General features: G+C 52.6%; 17 protein-coding genes. 7 read left to right on the forward strand and 10 right to left on the reverse strand.

Annotated features, from left to right (window positions below):
* Positions 1 to 54: 54 nt before the first annotated feature.
* Complete coding sequence (gene acs, locus LMED105_RS13510) at positions 55 to 2,037, reverse strand: acetate--CoA ligase (RefSeq protein WP_008252278.1); 1,983 nt, start codon at positions 2,035 to 2,037, stop codon at positions 55 to 57.
* Between the two features lie 203 nt (positions 2,038 to 2,240).
* Here acs and LMED105_RS13515 point away from each other — a divergent pair, with 203 nt between their 5' ends.
* Together LMED105_RS13515 and LMED105_RS13520 are read left to right on the forward strand one after the other, a co-directional pair.
* Positions 2,241 to 2,777 (forward strand): TIGR00645 family protein, encoded by a 537-nt coding sequence (locus LMED105_RS13515; RefSeq protein WP_008252279.1) that lies wholly within the window; start codon positions 2,241 to 2,243, stop codon positions 2,775 to 2,777.
* Between the two features lie 39 nt (positions 2,778 to 2,816).
* Positions 2,817 to 4,337 carry a fumarate hydratase gene (locus LMED105_RS13520; RefSeq protein WP_008252280.1) on the forward strand — a complete coding sequence of 507 codons (1,521 nt, stop codon included), beginning with the start codon at positions 2,817 to 2,819 and terminating at the stop codon, positions 4,335 to 4,337.
* Positions 4,338 to 4,359: 22 nt separating this feature from the next.
* Here the strand turns inward: LMED105_RS13520 and LMED105_RS13525 are convergent, their stop codons facing one another.
* Both LMED105_RS13525 and LMED105_RS13530 read right to left on the reverse strand, forming a co-directional pair.
* Entirely contained in the window at positions 4,360 to 5,130 is a 771-nt protein-coding gene (locus tag LMED105_RS13525; RefSeq protein ID WP_008252281.1) for a M48 family metalloprotease, read from the reverse strand.
* A 120-nt stretch (positions 5,131 to 5,250) separates the two neighbouring features.
* Entirely contained in the window at positions 5,251 to 7,164 is a 1,914-nt protein-coding gene (locus tag LMED105_RS13530; RefSeq protein ID WP_008252282.1) for a propionate--CoA ligase, read from the reverse strand.
* Between the two features lie 175 nt (positions 7,165 to 7,339).
* Between LMED105_RS13530 and LMED105_RS13535 the strand changes: the two genes are divergently transcribed.
* Entirely contained in the window at positions 7,340 to 8,374 is a 1,035-nt protein-coding gene (locus tag LMED105_RS13535; protein WP_008252283.1) for a Fe(3+) ABC transporter substrate-binding protein, read from the forward strand.
* 220 nt (positions 8,375 to 8,594) lie between these two features.
* Entirely contained in the window at positions 8,595 to 9,164 is a 570-nt protein-coding gene (locus tag LMED105_RS13540) for a TetR/AcrR family transcriptional regulator (protein ID WP_156799702.1), read from the forward strand.
* Between the two features lie 392 nt (positions 9,165 to 9,556).
* On the opposite strand, the gene LMED105_RS13545 is transcribed toward LMED105_RS13540, so the two are convergent.
* From LMED105_RS13545 to LMED105_RS13565, 5 genes are all read right to left on the reverse strand, one after another.
* Positions 9,557 to 10,447, reverse strand: coding sequence for a MaoC/PaaZ C-terminal domain-containing protein (locus tag LMED105_RS13545; protein WP_008252286.1), 891 nt, complete (start codon positions 10,445 to 10,447; stop codon positions 9,557 to 9,559).
* 4 nt (positions 10,448 to 10,451) lie between these two features.
* A complete protein-coding gene (locus tag LMED105_RS13550) occupies positions 10,452 to 11,732 on the reverse strand; it encodes an acetyl-CoA C-acetyltransferase (protein WP_008252287.1) in 1,281 nt (426 codons plus the stop codon).
* A 47-nt stretch (positions 11,733 to 11,779) separates the two neighbouring features.
* Positions 11,780 to 13,207, reverse strand: coding sequence for a 3-oxoacyl-ACP reductase (locus LMED105_RS13555; protein ID WP_008252288.1), 1,428 nt, complete (start codon positions 13,205 to 13,207; stop codon positions 11,780 to 11,782).
* 127 nt (positions 13,208 to 13,334) lie between these two features.
* Entirely contained in the window at positions 13,335 to 14,033 is a 699-nt protein-coding gene (locus tag LMED105_RS13560) for a glutathione S-transferase (RefSeq protein WP_008252289.1), read from the reverse strand.
* Positions 14,030 to 15,025 carry a rhodanese-related sulfurtransferase gene (locus LMED105_RS13565; protein WP_008252290.1) on the reverse strand — a complete coding sequence of 332 codons (996 nt, stop codon included), beginning with the start codon at positions 15,023 to 15,025 and terminating at the stop codon, positions 14,030 to 14,032. Before LMED105_RS13565 ends, LMED105_RS13560 begins: the two co-directional genes overlap by 4 nt.
* A 153-nt stretch (positions 15,026 to 15,178) precedes the next feature.
* Here LMED105_RS13565 and LMED105_RS13570 point away from each other — a divergent pair, with 153 nt between their 5' ends.
* Complete coding sequence (locus LMED105_RS13570) at positions 15,179 to 16,474, forward strand: hemolysin family protein (protein ID WP_008252291.1); 1,296 nt, start codon at positions 15,179 to 15,181, stop codon at positions 16,472 to 16,474.
* Positions 16,475 to 16,489: 15 nt separating this feature from the next.
* Here LMED105_RS13570 and ispH read toward each other — a convergent pair whose 3' ends face one another.
* A complete protein-coding gene (ispH, locus tag LMED105_RS13575; RefSeq protein WP_008252292.1) occupies positions 16,490 to 17,419 on the reverse strand; it encodes a 4-hydroxy-3-methylbut-2-enyl diphosphate reductase in 930 nt (309 codons plus the stop codon).
* Positions 17,420 to 17,426: 7 nt separating this feature from the next.
* The gene (locus LMED105_RS13580; RefSeq protein ID WP_008252293.1) at positions 17,427 to 17,891 is read right to left on the reverse strand and encodes a peptidylprolyl isomerase; all 465 of its coding nucleotides are present in this window, start codon (positions 17,889 to 17,891) and stop codon (positions 17,427 to 17,429) included.
* Positions 17,892 to 18,061: 170 nt separating this feature from the next.
* Here LMED105_RS13580 and gloA point away from each other — a divergent pair, with 170 nt between their 5' ends.
* Positions 18,062 to 18,607 carry a lactoylglutathione lyase gene (gloA, locus tag LMED105_RS13585; RefSeq protein WP_008252295.1) on the forward strand — a complete coding sequence of 182 codons (546 nt, stop codon included), beginning with the start codon at positions 18,062 to 18,064 and terminating at the stop codon, positions 18,605 to 18,607.
* A gap of 75 nt (positions 18,608 to 18,682) precedes the next feature.
* Positions 18,683 to 19,128: UPF0758 domain-containing protein (locus tag LMED105_RS13590; protein ID WP_008252297.1), on the forward strand; the 446-nt coding region annotated here is incomplete at its 3' end.

The following is a 19,128-nucleotide window of genomic DNA, read 5'->3' on the forward strand; positions in this document are numbered from 1 at the left end:
AACTGGTTTTTCTCAAGGCAGCTGCACCCCTGTTCAAGGAGAGCACCTGATCAATTAAAGCGGCTTGCCCAATTGATCCAGAATGGCCGGGTTCTCCAACGTTGAAGTGTCTTGGGTAATTTGCTCGCCCTTGGCCAGGCTGCGCAACAGGCGGCGCATAATTTTGCCTGAACGCGTTTTAGGCAAATTGTCACCAAAACGAATTTCCTTGGGCTTGGCAATCGGCCCAATGTCTTTGCCCACCCAGTTGCGCAAATCCATTGCCAGCTTCTGGCCGGCCTCGCCTGTGGGGCGGTCGCCTTTCAGCACCACAAAGGCCACAATCGCTTCACCGGTCAAGTCATCAGGGCGACCCACCACTGCGGCCTCGGCCACCAGTTCGTTGGCCACCAGGGAGCTTTCAATTTCCATGGTGCCCATGCGGTGTCCCGACACGTTCAACACGTCGTCGATTCGACCCATGATGGTGAAGTTGCCGCTTTCCTTGTCGCGCACGGCACCGTCGCCCGCCAAATACAATTTACCGCCCAGTTCTTCCGGGAAGTAGCTTTTCTTGAAGCGTTCAGGGTCGCCCCAAATGGTACGGATCATGGAAGGCCATGGGCGCTTCACCACCAAAATGCCACCCTGGCCGTTGGGCAAATCGCCACCCACTTCATCCACCACCGCCGCCATAATGCCAGGCAAAGGCAATGTGCAAGAACCGGGCACCAAAGGCGTGGCACCGGGCAGTGGCGTGATCATGTGGCCACCAGTTTCCGTTTGCCAGAAGGTATCCACGATCGGGCACTTTTCGCCACCCACATTCTTGTAGTACCACATCCAGGCTTCGGGGTTGATTGGCTCACCCACTGAACCCATCAATCGAAGGCTCGACAGGTCGTAACTCTTGGGGTGAACTTTGGCATCCGCCTCGGACGCTTTGATCAATGAACGAATCGCAGTGGGTGCCGTGTAAAAAATGGTGGCACTGTGGCGTTGAATCATTTCCCAGAAACGGCCAGCATTCGGATAAGTGGGCACGCCCTCAAACACAATTTGCGTGGCGCCTACAGCCAATGGGCCATAAGTAATGTAGGTGTGGCCGGTGATCCAGCCAATGTCAGCCGTACACCAAAACACATCGTTGGGCTTGATGTCGAAAGTCCACTTCATGGTGAGCATGGCCCACAGCAAGTAACCAGCCGAACTGTGCTGCACACCCTTGGGTTTGCCGGTGGAACCTGATGTGTAGAGAATAAACAGTGGGTGTTCTGAATCAACCATTTCAGGTGCGCACACATCACTTTGCTTGTCAGCCAGATCATGCAAATACACGTCATGGCCAGCCTGCATGCCCACGTCTGCACCAGTGCGTTTGTACACAATCACATTCTTCACGGCTTCGCAGCCGCCCAAGCTCAGCGCCTCATCCACAATGGCCTTCAAGGGCAACTGCTTGCCACCACGCACCTGTTGGTCGGCAGTGAACACAGCCACAGCACCAGTGTCCACGATGCGGTCTTGCAAGGCTTTTGCTGAAAAACCACCAAACACCACAGAATGCGTGGCACCAATGCGCGCGCAGGCCTGCATGGCGGCAACACCTTCCACACTCATGGGCATGTAAATGACAACGCGGTCGCCTTTCTTCACACCCAGGCTTTTCAGGCCATTGGCAATACGGCTTACCTTGGCCAGCAACTCCTTGTAAGTCACCTTGCTTACTTCGCCGCCATCGGCTTCGAAAATCAAGGCAACCTTGTCGCCCAAGCCCGCCTCCACGTTCTTGTCCAGGCAGTTGGCAGACACGTTCAATTCACCGCCAGTGAACCACTTGTAGAACGGGGGATTAGACTCATCCAAAACCTGATTGAAGGCTTTGGCAAATTGCAGGTTTTCCTTGGCCAAGCGGCCCCAGAAACCTTCGAAATCGGTTTCAGCTTCTTTGCACAAGGCCAAGTAAGCGTCCATACCGCCTATTGCGGCGCTGCGCTGCCAGTCGGCACTGGGCTGAAACACACGCGTTTCGTGTGACACTGATTCGATCGATGACATCCTGTCCTCCAAGGGTTACTGAGTTTTCTATTAATTTAGTTTGCATAAACAATAGGCAAAAGCTCTTACTCTCACCTTACACCATGGCGCACCACAGCAATTCGCGTTCCAGCCGGGCGCAAGTAGCACCGGTGTAGCTTGGTTCTGCTATAGTTTGCGCCATTACCCCATCAACCATTGCTGCACTGCACACTTGTCACAAAATGGAACAACAGAAAAAATTACCACCGCCCCCATTGGCCCGTCTCATCTTCATGAGTCGCTGGCTTCAATTGCCACTGTACCTTGGCCTGATTGTGGCGCAGGGTGTGTATGTGTACCACTTTCTGATCGAACTGTGGCATTTGGTGACCGGGGCCACCAATCACACACTGGACGAAGCTGGCATCATGCTGGTGGTGTTGGGTTTGATCGACGTGGTCATGATTTCCAACCTGTTAATCATGGTGATCGTGGGCGGCTATGAAACCTTTGTAAGCCGGATGCATCTGGAAAACCATCCCGATCAACCCGAGTGGCTTGATCACGTCAACGCGTCTGTTTTGAAGGTGAAACTGGCCATGGCGATTATCGGCATTTCATCCATTCACCTTCTGAAAACTTTCATCAATGCTGAGCAGTACGATGAAAAAACAATCATTGCGCAAGCGTCAATCCACATGATTTTCCTGGTGTCTGCTGTGGCAATTGCATACTGCGATAAGCTGCTGAATGAATCAGCGCATCCGAAAAAACATTAAAATGTCGGGCCAAGCACCCAATTTGATCAGGAGCAGTTCATGACCACCATCAAGCAAGAAGACTTCATCAGCTCGATCGCGGATGCCTTCCAGTACATTTCCTACTACCACCCGCTTGATTACATTCAGGCACTGGGCAAGGCCTACGAGCGCGAAGAAAGTGCTGCTGCCAAAGATGCGATTGCGCAAATCCTGACGAACAGCCGCATGTGCGCCGAAGGCAAGCGCCCAATTTGCCAAGACACTGGCATTTCTGTGGTGTTTTTGAAAGTAGGTATGAACGTGCGCTGGGAATCCACCATGAGCGTGACCGACATGGTCAACGAAGGCGTGCGTCGCGCTTACCTGCACCCAGACAACAAATTGCGCGCCTCCGTTCTTCTCGACCCGGCAGGTGCCCGCAAAAACAGCAAAGACAACACGCCTGCGGTCATTCACTACGAAATTGTGCCCGGCGACGATGTCGAAGTCATTTGCGCAGCCAAAGGTGGCGGCTCAGAGAACAAATCCAAAATGGTCATGCTGAACCCATCGGACTCCATCGTGGACTGGGTATTGAAAACTGTACCCACCATGGGTGCAGGCTGGTGCCCCCCGGGTATTTTGGGCATTGGTATTGGTGGCACGCCCGAAAAAGCGATGCTGCTGGCCAAAGAAAGCCTGATGGCACCTTGCGACATTCATGAACTGCTGGCCCGCGGCCCCAGCAACCGAATTGAAGAATTGCGCCTTGAGCTGTACGACAAAGTGAATTCCCTGGGCATTGGCGCTCAAGGCCTGGGTGGCCTGACCACCGTGCTGGATGTAAAAATTCTCGACTACCCCACGCACGCGGCATCACTGCCAATCGCCATGATCCCCAACTGCGCAGCCACACGCCACGTGCATTTCCATTTGCACGGCGATGGCCCAGCCAAGCTTGAAGTGCCAAACCTGGCTGACTGGCCACAGGTAAGCTGGACTGCCGACACCGAGAAAAGCAAGCGTGTGAACCTGGATACTCTGACTCCTGAAGAAGTGGCCAGCTGGAAACCCGGTCAAACCTTGTTGTTGAACGGCAAAATGCTGACCGGCCGAGATGCAGCGCACAAACGCATTGCCGACATGCTGGCCAAAGGCGAGAAACTGCCCGTCGACTTCACCAACCGCGTGATTTACTACGTGGGCCCGGTCGACCCAGTGCGCGACGAGGCTGTAGGACCAGCCGGCCCCACAACCGCCACACGCATGGACAAATTTACCCGCATGATGCTGGAAAAAACCGGTTTGATCGCGATGATCGGCAAGGCAGAACGCGGCCCTGTCGCCATAGAGGCCATTCGCGACAACAAATCAGCCTATCTGATGGCTGTGGGTGGCGCCGCGTATTTGGTATCCAAGGCCATTACCAACGCAAAAGTGGTTGGTTTTGAAGACCTGGGCATGGAAGCCATTTACGAGTTCGAGATCAAGGACATGCCAGTCACAGTGGCCGTGGACAGCACCGGTATTTCGGTGCACAACACAGGGCCGAAAGAGTGGCAAGCCAAGATCGGGAAAATTCCGGTGAGTGTAGCTTAATGAGGTTGCTTAATATTTAAGTTCAACCCACACTGGTCCTGCGCCACCATTTTGGTATGGCGCAGGCCAACACTGCAATCGTTAACAAAACCGACACCTCAAATCCGTACAGCGTGTCACCTGCATAGCCACCATCGGCACCCGAAACCGGCCAGCTTTCTACCGCAGCCTTCACCGCAGAATCAACGGAACCCATTGGCTGGGCGTAGCTGGGTACCAAGGCTGCCAACACTTCAGCATCACTCAATTGCAGGGCCAAATGATTGAAAGTGCCAGAGAAATCTTCGGCGACCAGGCTTTGCTCACCCGCTTTAATTTTTGCGACCCGCAAGGTACCCTCGGGGTGCTGAATGCTTTTGGTTTCAGCCAGCAAAAATGAAGCTCCAGATACTGGGTCATGTCCCAGACCCAACACCAACTGCGCCCCAAACAAGTCAGCCTGCAGTTCCATCTCTCGCATCAACTTCGAATAATCGCGTTTCGCATCGAACGACAACATGAATTCATCGAAGCTAGAGGCGATGCCATACTGCTGCTGAATTTCCAGAGTTTTTTCAGGATGCTTCAGTACCAGGTGACCATACTCATGAGCAATCAAGAAAGCCAACTGATCACTACTCATGAACTGGATTCGATCAAGTCCAATACTTAAATTGGCAGCGCCTTGGTCGTCAATCCAGGTGCCTACCAAGCTACTGTTTTGAATGAAATGAACCTGCGTGGGCACACCATTGAAAAAATGGTTGTCGAACAACACGCTGAGCTTGAGCACTTCGAGCGATTGGTTTGCCATTCAGTAGCCCTCCCTGAAACGGCCTGTGACAAACCATTAAAGCACGTTTTAAAACACATCACAAAATTGAAACAAGCCCGACTTTCCGGGCCTGTTTTTTACTTCAGTTGTGCAGTTTGTTCATGCCATGGCACTTTTGATTTGAGCCAGCGCAGTAGGGTCTTCAATGGTGGTCATGTCGCCGGGGTCGCGGCCTTCACACACCGCCTGAATTGACCTGCGCAATAGCTTGCCAGAACGGGTCTTGGGCAGCACATTCACAAAGTAAACACGCGCAGGCCTGGCCACTGCGCCCAGCTGGGAATCCACCACCTTCATGATCTCGGCCTCCAGTGCTTTGGCTTGAGCCTGATCAAGTGAATCGGCCGACTTCAAAATGGCAAACGCAACTGCCACCTGCCCTTTCACCTGATCGGCCACACCCACCACCGCCACTTCGGCCACGGCTGGATGAGACGAAATACTCTCCTCAATTTCGCGTGTGCCCAAACGGTGGCCAGCCACGTTGATCACGTCATCGGTCCGCCCCAGGATAAAGAAGTATCCGTCCTCGTCGCGAATGCCCCAATCAAAAGTGGAATACACCTGCCGGGTTTTGAAACTTGACCAGTAAGTTTTGACAAACCGCTCATCGTCACCCCACACCGTTTGCATGCAACCGGGAGGCAGCGGTCCTTCAATGGCCACCACACCTTTTTCATTCGCTTTGCAAGGTTGCGCCGTGTCCTCATTCAACACATTCACATTGAAACCAAACACCGGCACACCGGGGCTGCCCAGCTTGCCTGGCATTTCTTCAACACCACGCTGTACCGCCAAAATTGGCCAACCCGTTTCAGTTTGCCAATAATTATCAACAATCGGTTTCCCAATCGCGCCCGAAATCCAGTCCGACGTGGTTTCATCCAAAGGTTCGCCCGCCAAAAACAGCGCTTTCAGTGAACTCAAATCGTATTTGCTCAGGTAGGCAGGGTCTTGCTTCTTTAACACGCGCACGGCCGTGGGCGCCGAGAACAACACAGACACCTTGTGATCCTGCACAATCTTCCACCAAATACCGGCGTCTGGTCGAATGGGCACGCCCTCGTACATCACCGTGGCCATGCCCGCAATCAGTGGGCCATACACAATGTAGCTGTGCCCTACCACCCAGCCAATGTCACTGGTTGCGAAGAATGTTTTTCCTTTTTCGCCCATGAAAATGTACTTCATGGACGCTGCAAGTGCCACTGCATAGCCGCCCACGTCGCGCTGCACACCCTTGGGCTTTCCGGTGGTACCGCTGGTGTACAAAATGTAACTGGTGTCAGTAACACCAAGCCAGGTCACAGGCACTTTGGCCGTGGCCAGTTCCTTGCGCAATGCGGCGTAATCGTGATCCCGACCTTCCACAGTGTTAAAAGACACCAAACCACGATTCACCATCAACACATGACCAGGCTTGTAACTTGAACGCTCTATCGCCTCGTCCAGCAGCGGTTTATAAGCCACCGCCTTGCCTGCGCGTGAACCCGCGTCGGCCGAAACAATCACCTTTGGCTTTGCATCTTCAATTCGAGAAGCCAGACTGTGCGATGCAAACCCCCCAAATACCACCGAGTGAATGGCACCAATTCGCGCACAGGCCAGCATGGCAAAAGTTGCTTCGGGAATCATGGGCATATAGATCAATACCCTGTCGCCTTTCTTCACACCCATTTTTTGCAGCATGGCCGCTGCAATTTGCACCTCTTGGTGCAATTGACGGAAGGTGTACACCTTTTCCTGGTCCACTTCCGTGGACACATAAATCAAGGCTGGCTTGTCACCCAGTTGGTCGAGGTGCCGATCCACCGCGTTGTAACACAGGTTGGTTTCACCACCCACATACCAGGCTGCAAATGGGGGTTTGCTGTCATCCAGAACCTTCTCGAAAGGTTTTTGCCAATGAATCAAATCCGCCTGACGAGCCCAAAAACCCTTGGGGTTGCGAATGGATTCATCGTACAAATTCTGATAGGTCCCATTGGACTGGTACTTCGATTGCTCAACCACAGCACTGTCTCCTCATTCTTGTTGCACCCAATGTAGGAACTCGCGCTTACGACACTCTGACTACCGCAAAAATTATTGATAAACGAGAACACTTCTTGTTACATAAATGATTACTATTTGCTAGACTAGTGAAGTCAAATTTCAACCAACCACATTCAGGAAAGTCCTTATCACCATGAATAACACTTTCAAAAAACTGATTTCAGTTTCAATTGCAGGCTTGATCGGCGTAAGCGCAGCCGCGCAAGCCAACGAGAAAGTCATCAACTTGTACTCGGCTCGCCATTACTCAACCGATGAAAAAATGTACGAGGATTTCACCAAGCAAACAGGCATTGCAATCAAACGCCTGGAGCTGGGTGATGAAGCGCTGCTTGAACGCATGCGCAGTGAAGGCGCACGCAGCCCTGCCGACGTGGTGCTGCTGGTGGACGCGGCCCGCCTTGCCACAGCCCAACAAGACGGCTTGTTTCAACCTGTAAAGTCCAAAGTACTCAGCGAAAAAATCCCGGCGCAATTTACGGGTGAAAATGGTCTTTGGCATGCGTTTTCAGCACGCAGCCGCGTCATTGTGTACAACAAGGCAAACGTGGATCCCAAGCTGGCCCAAAACTATGAAGACTTGGCCAAGCCCGCATTGAAGGGCAAAGTTTGTACACGCACAGGCTCACACCCCTACATGTTGTCCTTGATGAGCAGCATGATCAGCCACTTGGGCGAGAAAGGCGCTGAAACCTGGGCACAAGGTGTGGTCGCGAATATGGCCCGCAGCCCCAAGGGTGGTGACACTGACCAAATTCGCGCAGTCGCATCTGGAGAATGCGGTGTTGCCTTGACCAACAGCTACTACTGGGTTCGCTTGCTGAATTCTTCCAAGCCAGAGGACAAAGAAGTGGTGTCCAAAGTTGGTTTCATTTGGCCCAACCAAAGCAGCTATGGCGTACACATGAACGTATCAGGCGGTGCCGTGGCCAAGAATGCACCGAATCGCGAAGGGGCAATCAAGTTTTTGGAATACCTGGCCAGCGATTCTGCCCAAAAATACTTTGCCAATGGCAACAATGAATGGCCAACAGTGCCTGGCGTGAAAGTGGACAACCCTGCTTTGGAGTCACTGGGCCCCTTCAAGCAAGACGTAACTCCCGCCAAAACACTGGCTGCCAACACCGCCTTGTCTCAGCAAATCATGGATCGCGTGGGTTATAAGTAATTAAATTTGGTAACTTACCGACAGTCCATCCGTAAAAAAGCCCCACACTTTTTGTGGGGCTTTTTTTATTCACAAAACTGAAAGAAGCTTGCTACACTTCAAAACGTCAATGTAACCGGCTAGTAAATTGGTGAAAAAAGCGAACGACAACAATAAAAACGCGGCGCCTACCCTCGAGACAAAACGCTTGGGCACACGCAAAGTTCCCAAAGAACAACGAATGAGTCAAATTCTGGACGTGGCGGGCTCTGTCTTCTCGCGTCATGGTTTTCACTCCACCAGCATGGAGCAAATCGCAGAAGGCGCAGGTGTAACCAAACCTTTGCTTTACCGCTACTTTGGTTCCAAAGATGCGCTGTACCTGGCCACCATTACCCAAGTTGGCAATCACTTGATGTCGGGCCTTTCCATGCTGATGGCCAACCCAAACCCCAAAGAGCGCCTGAAATTGATCATGCTCAGCTTTCTAACGTTTGTAGAACGTCACCGGGATGGTTGGTCTGTGCTGTACAACGAAGCGCTCACCAGCGTAGGCCCAGTGGGCGAGAAGGTGGCTTTTTTCAGAAACAGCTTTATTGAAGCCTCGGCCAAAACCATTGAAGAATTGAACGATCCCACCAAGGCCAAAAACGGTGACAAAGCAGGCATTCAATCAGTGGCATTGGCCAACATCATGGTTGGTGCTGTTGAGGCCGGCGCACGGTGGTGGATCCAGCACCCGGAAATTCCGATTCGAGACATGCAGAAAATGATCGAAACCAGTTTGATGCCGGGACTGTCGGAGAGATAGCAGCGGTGTGTGGGCATTTGCAAAGTCGCATGCCCTGTTATTGCATCCGCAAAGTCGCATGCCCTCCCCCGCCTGAAAGCGGAAGGACGGCAAAGCGAACTTTGCGAATGCTGAAAACAGCCGCTCGCTAGGTCATGAATCGGCCCTTAACCACTGGCGGAGATTGATTGGTTAGCCGGTTAAGGTTTGTAGCAGCGTTGCATCATTGCGCCGATTCAAGATCAAGTCGCCCGGTTTGATTTACAGCGAGGGGCCACCTGCAAGGTCGATGCGAAGACGCTTTTGCGTTTCGCATGAACCGAGCCAGAATCAAAAAGGGGAATTCGACTTGGATCAAGGCGCAATGAGTGACGCGCTGCAAACCTAACCAAGCCACTCATTCAATCAAGAAATCAAGCCGCAATACTTCCCACCATCAGCACTTTCGAATCACGCTCCGCCAGCACTTCAAACTTCGAAGCACCATCGGCTGTCACATGCTTCACCGAAATACCAGAAGGCAAAAACACCGGCTGCTTGAACGACAAATCGAACTTGCTGGCACGCGCACCCAAACCGGCTTCAACAATGCTCAGTGTTTTTGCGGCAGTCCACATGCCATGCACAATGGCCTGTTTGAAACCAAACATTTTTGCGGTTTGCGCGTACAAGTGAATCGGGTTGTAATCGTTTGAAACCTTGGCGTACTTGCGGCCTTGGTTTTCAGGCACTTTCACCGCCGCATATTGCGCACCCAATGCACTCAAAGGCTCAACAGGTGCTGGTTTCGTCAAAGGCTTGGGCATACCCTTCACGCGGCACAAAATGGTCATCACACTGCTCCAGTGCACTTCCTCGCCCACCAAAAACTGGGTGTGTACATCAAATTCCAGACCCAGCGAAATGCTGCGGGTATCGCCCACTGTCACCAACACATCGTAAGCCACACCGTATTCCAGCGGCTTGGCGCATTCAATAGAGTTGTGCAAGTGAACCATGCCCAACATCGGCATGGGGTGCTCAGGGCGGCTCAGCAAATACATGTGCAGGGGCGAAGCCACCACCTGAGGCGCGGTCAGGGAAATTTCATCTTCCTTGAAGCCACACACAGCGTTGTACTGGCGTACCCACTCGCGGTCAATAAACACTTTCTTCACCCGGGCACCCAGGCGTGCAGCCTGTGTGTCGGGTTTTGGTTTTTTATTGGACGTGGTGGCAGCCTTCAGCAGCAGCGCCTTGCCGTTTGGAAACTCGGTCAGCTCGAAAAATTTCGCCGCTGCTTTCAGGGTGTCATTCACGCTCATGATTTCACTTCTCGATAATTGCTGTTACGCCGATACCACCGGCTGCACAAATAGAGATCAAGCCCTTGCCGCTGCCTTTTTCATTCAACAGCTTGGCCAAGGTGGCAATAATGCGGCCACCAGTGGCGGCGAACGGGTGGCCCACAGCCAGTGAACCGCCTTTCACGTTCAGCTTGCTGCGGTCAATTGAACCCAAAGCTGAGTCCAGACCCAGTTTTTCCTTGCAGAACTTGGGGTCTTCCCAAGACTTCAAGGTACACAGAACCTGTGCAGCAAACGCTTCGTGAATTTCATAGAAATCGAAGTCTTGCAGTTTCATGTTGGCTTTCTTCAGCATGCGTGGCACTGCATAGGCCGGGGCCATCAACAGGCCTTCTTTGCCCGATACAAAATCAACACCGATTGTTTCGCTGAAAGTGAGGTAGGCCAGTGGCTGAATGCCACGTGCCTTGGCCCAGTCTTCGGAGGCCAGCAGCACAGCAGAAGCGCCGTCAGTCAGTGGTGTGGAGTTACCGGCAGTCATCGTGCCCTTGCCGCTCTTGCGATCAAATGCAGGCTTCAAACCTTGCAGGCGCTCTACAGAAGAATCGGCACGCAGATTGTTGTCACGGGTCAAACCGTTGAATGGTACAACCAGGTCGTCAAAGAAACCTTCTTCGTAGGCCTTGGCTGCTTTCAAGTGGCTGCTCACGGCCAGTTCGTCTTGCTCTTCACGAGAAATATTCCATGTTTGCGCCATCACTTCACAGTGCGCGCCCATGCTCATTTTCGTGCGTGGTTCAGCATTGGCAGGTGGCAGTGGTGCCAAGTGCTTGGGGCGAATTTTCAACAGGGCAGCCAGCTTGCCTTTGGTGTCGCGGGCGCGGTTGGCTTCCAGCAAAATTTTGCGCAGGCCTTCGCTTACAGCAATCGGTGCGTCGGTGGTGGTGTCTACACCGCCAGCCATGCCCACTTCAATTTGACCCAAGGCAATTTTGTTGGCCACCACAATGGCCGCTTCCAGGCCAGTACCGCAGGCTTGCTGAATGTCGAAAGCTGGTGTCATTGGGCTCAAACCTGAACCCAATACAGATTCACGGCACAGTGAAAAATCGCGGCTGTGCTTCACTACTGCACCAGCTACTACATCGCCCAGTTCTTCACCATGCAACTGGAACTTGTCGACCACACCGCGAAATGCCGCAGTCAACATGTCCTGGTTGGATTTGCCAATGTAGGCTGTGTTTGAACGTGCAAATGGAATGCGTGAACCGCCAATAATGGCAACGCGACGACCGTGTTTCATAGAATTTTCTCCAAATAATTTTTTAGTTGCAGGCAGCGTGTTTGTATTTACGCGCCCACCAGGTTTTGTCCGCACACACGCAAGGTGGCACCATTTACACCAGCAGCCAAGGGGCTGGCCATGAAGGTCACTGCTTCTGCAATATCCACAGGCAGGCCGCCCTGCGACAGGCTGGACAAACGACGCGCCACTTCACGGGTAACCACGGGAATGGCCGCTGTCATTTGGGTTTCAATAAAGCCCGGTGCAATCGCGTTAATCGAAATACCCTTGCCTTCCAGTTGCTTGGCCATAGCATCCACATAACCAATCACGGCACTCTTTGTCGCTGCGTAGTTGGTTTGGCCCGCGTTACCGGCAATGCCGCCAATCGACGAAATGCACACAATGCGCGCATTCGTGCCAAATGCATCACCTGCCAACAACTGATCGTTACAACGAACAATCGCACCCAGGTTCACGTCCAACACCATATCCCACAGGTGGGCAGCCATGTTGCGCATCATCTTGTCGCGGGTAATGCCTGCGTTGTGCACAATAATGTCGATCTTGCCACCCTTCTCAGCTGCTACAGCAGCCAGCTTTTTGCCTGCGTCGGCATCAGTAATGTCCAGCGGGCAGGCAATGCCGCCAATGCTGCTCATGGTGGCACCCAATACGCTTTCATCCGCGGGGCGATCCACGCCAATCACGGTTGCGCCCTCGCGGGCCAGCACTTCTGCAATCGCCGCACCAATGCCGCGTGCAGCACCGGTTACAACAGCCAGTTTGCCAGTCAATGGCTTTTCAGAAAACGCTGCAACTTTCACGCCCTTGGGCGCGCCAACCACTGGCAACACCTGGCCGGTTACAAACGCTGAATGCGGGCTCAGGAAAAAGCGCAACGCGCCTTCAATGCCGTTTTCAGCACCGGTTTTCACCTGAATCAAATTGGCTGTGGTGCCGTTCTTGCCGCTTTCTTTCGCAAGGCTGCGAATAAAACCAGGCAGAGAAGACTGCGCTGTTTCAGCCAATGCATCTTTGCAATCACCACGAGGGCGGCCAATCACCACGATGCGGCTGTTTGATGGCACTTTGCGCAAACGTGGATTGAAAAAGTCATACAACAAACGCAGGTCAGCCACATTGGCGGCTGACGTTACATCCAGTACGTAAACATTTTCAGGCACGCCGTTGTCGGCTTGAGAAATGCTCAAATCTACTTTGGCCTTGGCCGCAGCTTGCTTGATGCCGTCCAAACCTGCCAAATCGGCAGACACCTTGATCGATGCACCCATGGCATTCAATGCCTTCACCACGGCAGTGGCCACCGGGCCAAACGCGCTGGCTCCCACCAATGCATTTGAATTGGCCAATGATTTTTCAGCGTATCCGGCTTTGGCGCGCTTCAACATGGGGGGCACGGGCAGGCCCAGTGCGGCGGCAATTTGTTTACCTGTCGAGGTGTGAACAAATTCAAGAATTTTGTCGGCCATGAGTCTCGTCCTTCTTATAGGGGGAATGTCTTTTTTCAGGGCTTAGCATAGCCCACCAAGACAATGTTACTGTTGCGTAACTTGCGAGTGTATAGAAAGTTGACCAGAAAATCGTAGAGGGTCGTCTCTAACCCGGAAAGGTTAAAGGTGTATCACCCGGTTGCCAAGGGCTGTACTTTGTCATGGCCCGTTCAAGCACATTCGACGCGAGGAAAGCGCTTAACCAACGCTTCAGAGCATCGTAGCCGGGCGCAGCATCAAACCACGCCTCATCAGCAATTCTGAACTGGCGCACAAAAGGTAAAATTGCATAGTCTGCAAAGCTGGGTTGACCACCGAACAGGAAGGTGTCCGCTTGTTGCCCATGCTGTTCAAGCACGGCATTCCACTGAGTCAGAATTTTTTCACACACCGCACGGTGTTCAAGCGGGTCGCAAGTGTAGGTGTCCGTATGGTATCTATGCGGGTATTTGTATCGGTCCAGATTGCGCTTGAATTCGCCATCAAGCAGCGCGATCCAATCATCACATTGTTGTTGCTGCCCAGCATTCAGCACCAACCAGTCTGCTGGAAAACTCTGGTCCACCGCCCAACGCATCACATCCAGACTTTCGTCAATCACCGTGCCATTGGGTAACCACAACACTGGCACTGTGCCTTTGGGTGAAATTTCAAGCATGTGTGCCGGTTTGGCGCGCAACACCAGTTCGCGCACCTCCACCTGCAAACCGGCTGCAACTATAGCCAGCCTTGCACGCATGGCATAGGGGCAGCGGCGGAAGGTGTAAAGCACAGGCAAACCAAGCTGGTGATCCAACTCAATCACTCCGCGTGCGCTTCTTTGGGAGGTACTTCTTTGGGCAACATCTTGCGGCCAATGTGCTTTTCATTGCGCATTTTGGCCAGTTGAATCTGCTTCTGGCGCTCACCAAAACGCTTCTTCTGGTCGTCAGTCAGCGAATCGTAGCAATGCGGGCAACCCACGCCCTGAATGTATTTCTCGCTTTGCTTTTCTTCCTCGGTAATCGGCATACGGCAGGCATGGCAAAGGTCGTAATGCCCCACTTGCAAACCATGGGTGACCGATACCCGTTGATCAAATACAAAACACTCGCCTTTCCACAAACTTTGTTCTTCAGGAATTTCTTCCAGGTACTTCAAGATGCCACCTTCAAGGTGGTACACCTCATCAAAACCTTGTTCCAACATGTAGGCTGTGGACTTTTCGCAGCGAATGCCACCGGTACAAAACATCGCAATCTTCTTTGGTCGCTTGTCTGCAGGCAAGTTTTTCAAGTTCTTTTCAACCCATTCAGGAAACTCGCGGAACGTCGTGGTAGCCGGGTCTACAGCACCTTCAAAAGTACCAATTGCATACTCGTAGTTGTTGCGGGTGTCGATCACTAAAGTGTCTGGGTCTTGAATCAAGGCATTCCAGTCGGAAGGCTTCACATAACGGCCCACCAAGCGATTCGGGTCAATACCGTCTTTGCCCATGGTCACAATTTCACGCTTCAACTTCACCTTCATGCGCGTGAAAGCCTGTTCAGGCGCAATTGAATACTTGGGTGACAAATCACCAAAACGTGTATCGGCCCACAAAAAATTCATCAAGGCAACAATACCGGCGCGCGGTGCGCTTACCGTGCCATTAATTCCCTCTTTGGCCAGCAACAGGGTGCCCAATACACCGTTTTCAGCGCAGACCGCCTCAAGCCGGGGCTTGATGTCTTCGAAATCAGGCAGGCTGACAAACTTGTACAGTGCAGCGACCACGATTTGATCAGATTGTGGAATGGAGTCTTCGGTCATCGCCATGGCAATTCTTTCTGTGGATTAAACTTAGCCTGCTATTGTAACCGAGCCCCCGGTTTTACCCAATCAAGCAAAAAGCCAAAGCGGCATGGGCTTTGGTAAACTGAGGCACAAGCAATACAGCCAGTCGCAACACCCATTACAAGAACACACATCATGAATGCCTTCTGGATCTTGGTCCTTTTGATTTTGGTTTCCGGCTTTTTCGCCCTCTCGGAAATGGCACTGGCCTCCAGTCGGCGCTCCAAGCTGCAGGCCATGGCCGACGCAGGCAATCCCAAAGCGCGAATCGCCATTCAAATCATGGACAATCCAAGTCGCTTGCTGGCCGCCACACAAACGGGCATCACAGCGGCTGCTCTGCTCATGGGTATTTACGGCGAATCAGCGCTAACAGCCACCTTTCAGCATGTCATTGACCAATATTTCCCAACACTCAGCGATTGGGCCGGAGTCATTTCATTTGCAGTCACAATCGCCTTGGTAACCGGGTTCTCCATTATTTTTGGCGAAATCGTACCCAAACGTCTGGCCATTGCCAATCCGGAAAAAGTGGCTGCGTTCTGCGCCCCCTTCATGTCGATATTCCTGAAAGTGCTCAGCCCTGCTATTGCCCTGCTCTCCAAGGGTTCCGACCTGGTGCTCAGCTTCATCCCGTTCAAAGCCGCCCCTGCTGTCAGCACCATTGAAGAAATTCAGGCATTTCTCGATGAAGGCGCCAAAACCGGCATGCTGGCCCCCGAAGAACGCCACCTGATGAGCAATGTGTTGCGCCTTGAAGACCGCCGCCTGGCCTCGGTCATGACCCCTGTCAGCGACATTGCTTACCTTGATTTGCACGCCCCGCGCGAGGACAACCTGCGATTGTTGCGTGAAGCACCCCACTCGATGTTGCCCATTTGCAAAGGCAGTTTGCAGCAGGTGATTGGCGTGGCTGAAAGCCACGATATTCTCCAGGCCGCCATGGAAGGGGACATTGATTTCGCAGAAATTCCCCTGCAAAACCCCTTATTCGTCCCGGCCTCGCTCACACTTGTCGACCTGCTGCGAACCTTCCGTCAGCAGAAAAAAACCTTTGCATTTGTGGTCAGCGAATTTGGTATGACCGAAGGCATCGTGACGATTGATGATGTGTTGTCCAGCGTGGTGGGCGACATGATGCCCATGATGGACACCCCCGAAGAGGCCTTGGCTGTGAAACGTGAAGACGGCTCATGGCTACTGGACGGCCTGCTGCCCATTGATGAAATGAAAATCAAGCTGGGAATTCGTGGTTTGCCTCAAGAAGACTTGGGCAACTTTCACACCGTCGGTGGATTCGTGTTGGCCTCGTTGGGCCGAATTCCGAAAAAAACCGAGAAATTTGACTGGAACAACTGGCGATTTGAAGTGGTGGATGTGGACCGCAACAGGGTAGACCAAGTGCTGGCCACCCCGAAGCAGTCGGGTTAATTCAAACCCTGCAATTCAAACTCTGGGGTTCAATCCCTTCGGCATGGGAAAGGCAATATTTTCCTCCACGCCTTCCATATTTCGCACCGACAAAGCACCCCATTCTTTCAAGCGCTTCACCACGCCTTGCACCAGGTGCTCGGGCGCTGAGGCACCCGCAGTCAAGCCTATGTGTTTCACACCATCAAACCAGGCACGCTCAAGGCTGTCTGCATTTTCAATCAGTATGGCAGGTACGCCCAGTTTTTCAGCCACCTCGCGCAGGCGATTGGAATTGGAACTGCTGGGGCTGCCCACCACCAACACCAAATCCACCTGGCGCGCCATAAACTTCACCGCGTCCTGACGGTTTTGCGTCGCATAGCAAATGTCTGCTTTCTTCGGCTCGCGAATATCAGGAAATTTTGCTTTCAGCGCTGCAATTACCCTCGAAGCATCGTCAACGCTCAAAGTGGTTTGCGTCACAAAAGCCAATTGCGTACCCGCTGCAATATTCAGCTTGGCCACATCCTCCTCAGTTTCCACCAAGTAAATGCCGTCCTTCACCTGTCCCATGGTGCCCTCTACTTCGGGGTGGCCTTCGTGACCAATCATGATGATCTCGCAACCCTGTGCACGCATCTTGCTGACTTCCACATGCACTTTCGTAACCAGTGGGCATGTCGCATCAAACACTTTCAAGCCCAGGCTTTCCGCTTGGGTGCGAACATCTTGCGACACCCCATGGGCGGAAAACACAACTGTGGAGCCGGTGGGCACATCTTCCAGTTCATCCACAAAAATTGCACCCTTACCGCGCAAATCTTCGACCACCGTTTTGTTGTGAACAATTTCATGCTTCACATAAATGGGCGAACCAAATTGCTGCAAGGCACGTTCCACAATTTCAATGGCGCGGTCTACACCCGCACAAAAACCGCGCGGTTGGGCCAGGCTAATTTCCATACTCACCTCACAGCACCCCGATCAACTGCACTTCAAAGGTCAGTGCCTTGCCTGCCAGGGGGTGGTTAAAGTCAAACAAAATATCGTCCTCACGCTCTTCCACCACCGTGCCAGCAAACTGACCGCCATCGGGCGCAGGAAAATGCACAAACTCACCGGGCTCAAACGTGGTGCCCTCCTCGGCATATTTTGACAGCAATGCCTTGCTCACCGGGCGGTATAAATCGGGATTGGTGTCGCCGTAACCGCTGCCCGCGGGCAAAGTGAATATGTCACGCTGCCCCGCCTGCATACCAAACAGGCAACGCTCCAAACCTTCGGCCAACTGGCCCGCGCCAATCGACAATGTTGCTGGCTTGTCCTCAAAGGTAGACACAATCACCTGCTGGCTCTCGGCCAAGCGAATGCGGTAATGCAGGGTCACGAATGAAGATTCATTTACCACTGGCTTGGGCTGTACTGCGTCGGTCATTTCAACATCCTGAATTCATTTCAAAAACGGCTCTATTCTACGCCTTTGGAAGCAGTCAGACATCCCAAAGCGGGTGCGAATGATTCGAGTTCAGCCTCACATTGTGGTAATAAAATGAGCGTGAGCACGAAATATCTGCATTCAGAAACAAACACAGGAGTTTGAAAACCATGGCGTTTAACACAGAGAACCACCCCGGAGTCAGCACGGCAGTGCCCGAAGAAACACAAGGGTTTGTATTGAATCACAGCATGCTGCGCGTAAAAGACCCAGCCATATCGCTCGATTTTTACACCCGTGTATTGGGCATGCGAGTACTTCGAAAACTGGACTTCGCAGAGATGAAGTTTTCGCTGTACTTCCTCGCTAGGGTCAATGAGACCGACGAAATACCCGAAGACGAAGGCCCCCGAACCGCCTGGACATTCAGCCAAGCCGGTATTCTCGAACTGACGCACAACTGGGGCACAGAAAACGACCCAGAATTCAAATATCACGACGGAAACCAGCAACCACAAGGATTCGGACACATTTGTTTCTCGGTACCTGATCTTACTGCAGCGGTTCGCTGGTTTGACGAAAACCAGGTTCCTTATATAAAACGCCCGGAACAAGGCAAGATGAAAGATGTGGCCTTCATCAAAGACCCGGACGGCTACTGGATCGAAATCGTCCAGCCATCACTGCTGCACAAGCTGGGGAATTCCGGCCAGTAACTTGGTCACTGCCACGGTAGTTTGGGAACTTGACTGAACCGAAGGCCACCAAGTGGCTTTCAGGTTCAATTCGTCATGAGTATTCAAAGCTGGCCCAAACACGATCGCCCTCGCGAACGGTTAATCAAACAGGGCGCGCAAGCGCTTTCAGATGCTGAATTGCTTGCTATTTTTCTGCGCACTGGCTTGCCTGGAAAAAGTGCAGTCGACCTGGCCCGTGAAATGATCAGCCAGTTCGGCGGCCTGCAAAATTTAAACCGTGTTTCACTCGCTGAATGGATTCAAGTTCGCGGCCTTGGCGAAGCCAAATATGCACAGCTGCGCGCCTGCCTTGAAATGGCCAAACGATGTTTAAGCCACGAATTGCAGGAAGCAGAACAAGGCCTCCTTGCTTCTCCCGACTTATTCGAGCAATTCGTGCGTGCGCAAATCGGATTAAGCGAAGTCGAGAATTTCCTTGTGATCGCCCTGGATAGCCAACTGAAAGTACTGGACCACAAAATACTCTCAAGCGGAACGGT

It is taken from the genome of Limnobacter sp. MED105 (genome assembly GCF_000170915.1).
Lineage (GTDB): Bacteria > Pseudomonadota > Gammaproteobacteria > Burkholderiales > Burkholderiaceae_B > Limnobacter.